We start from the raw sequence: 1,933 nt of genomic DNA, 5'->3' as shown, positions 1-1,933 counted from the left end.
GCATGATGGCACTGGAATATTAACCAGTTTCCCGTTGATGTATTCGAATTACGGTACATCTTAGGACCGGCTGACCCTCGGCTGATTGGCAGTGCCGAGGAACCCTTGCTCATCAGGCCGTCGAGGTTCTCACCCGACTATCGCTGCTACTGTGACCAGGATTGTCGTTACCGAACGGTCCACGCGAGCTCTCGCCCGAGCTTCCATCCGAACGGTACGCCGACCTACTCGATTGCCCCTCTCAAGGGCACGGCCAGGTCTCGGTGGTAGATTTGAGCCCCGATCATTTTGGGCGCCTCAAACCTCGGCCGGTAAGCTGTTACGCTTTTCTTAGAGGGTAGCTGCTTCTAAGCTCACCTCCCGGCTGTTTAGGGCTTGAGACCACCTTCGAATCGCACTTAATCTACACTTTGGGACCTTAACCCGGCTCTGGGTTGTTCCCCTCATGGTACACAGGCTTACCCCGCGCACCGGACTCCCTTCGTCTACAGCGCCTGCGGGTTTGGAGTTTGACAGGATGGCCGACTCCTCTCGGAGGCGGGTCATCCAATCGGTAGCTCTACCCCGCGGGCTACCTCTGAAGAGGTCATGCTTCGACATGTTTCGGTCGGAACCAGCTGTTGCCAGGCTCGATGGGCCTTTCACCCCTATTCACAGATCACGAGAGGATATTGTAGGATACCACCTCTAACGGGCCTCCACGTGGCTTTCGCCACGCTTCACCCTGCCTGTGAATAGATCGCCTGGTTTCGGGTCGTACCCAATTGACTCCCCGCGCTTGAACACGGTGGCCCTCACACGTAGTGCTGCGGCCGTATCGGTTTCCCTGCGCCTTCCTCGGTTCACGAGTTAGACTCGCCAATTAAGTACACTCCCTGGGTCGTTTTTCAAAACGCACGACACGACGCCGGCTCGTCTTGCTTCCTATGAGAGGATCGCTCCTCGCTCGTTTTGCAAGACGCCTTTTACGCCCTGTCGCTCGATCGCCAACTGATTTCAGGCCCTATTGCACCGCCCTTCTCGGGGTGCTTTTCAGCGTTCGCTCACGCTACTTGTTCGCTATCGGTCTCAAGGAGTATTTAGCCTTCCCAGGGGATGCCTGGGGTGTTCACAGAGGATATCCGACCCCTGCTACTCTGGATTTGACGCCCCACGTACTTCGATATCTTACGGGGTTGTCACCCTGTTTCACGCTCCGTTCCAGGAGACTTCAGATATCGTTTCGGTGGTTGATTGTCAACCCGAACACCACATTGCTCCGAAGAGCTTCGGTTTGGGCTGTGTCGGTTTCACTCGCGGTTACTCACGACATCGCGGTTGCGTTTTCTTCCTCCCCTTACTGAGATGTTTCAATTCAGGGGGTTCCCTATTGCGCGTAGCAATTGTTATACGGATTCCGATTAGGAGATCCTGAGTTCTTTCCCTCCATGCGGGTCCCTCAGGCTTTTCGCAGCTTGGCACGTCCGTCATCGGCTCTTGAGCCGAGCCATTCACCAGCTGGCACAGTAGCCAGTAGTGTGTCAGTCCGTTCGAAGAACGGACTGACGGTGTCAGAGTGACTAGAAAGTCACCCGACTGTATATGGTTCACTGACGTTCCACAAAAACTCGTATGAGTTCAGTGGACGTCTGGATCGCACGTATACACGGTCGTCATCGAATCACGTCCAGGCATGGAGCGTGTTCGTCGAACCCTTCCCACCCGCGGTTTCCCGGGGTGGTGCATCGGTCGTCGTCTGTTCCAACCGAACCGCGCCTCCCACTTAAGGGGACGGATTCGAGTTGGGGTCGACATGGACTCACTGGGATTCGAACCCAGGGCATCCTCCTTGCAAGGGAGGCACTCTACCGCTGAGCTATGAGCCCACCTTCCCGTCTGGGAAGGTCGTTGTTTCGATTGGTGAGCCTCGGTAGTTCGTTGGTGCCCAGGGCGG

At 56.2% G+C, this 1,933-nt stretch carries 1 tRNA gene and 1 rRNA gene; both read right to left on the bottom strand.

The annotated features are described in order from the left end of the window. Nucleotides 1–1,518 (bottom strand): 23S ribosomal RNA (locus tag GRS48_RS15105); the annotation flags it as partial. Between the two features lie 275 nt (nucleotides 1,519–1,793). After that, nucleotides 1,794–1,865: transfer RNA gene (locus GRS48_RS11060), tRNA-Ala, on the bottom strand. Between the last annotated feature and the right edge of the window lie 68 nt (nucleotides 1,866–1,933).

This window comes from Halorubrum sp. JWXQ-INN 858, assembly GCF_009806985.1.
Taxonomy (GTDB): domain Archaea; phylum Halobacteriota; class Halobacteria; order Halobacteriales; family Haloferacaceae; genus Halorubrum.
The sequence above is the reverse complement of the archived record's forward strand: the minus strand, read 5'-3'. Positions and strand labels throughout refer to the sequence as shown.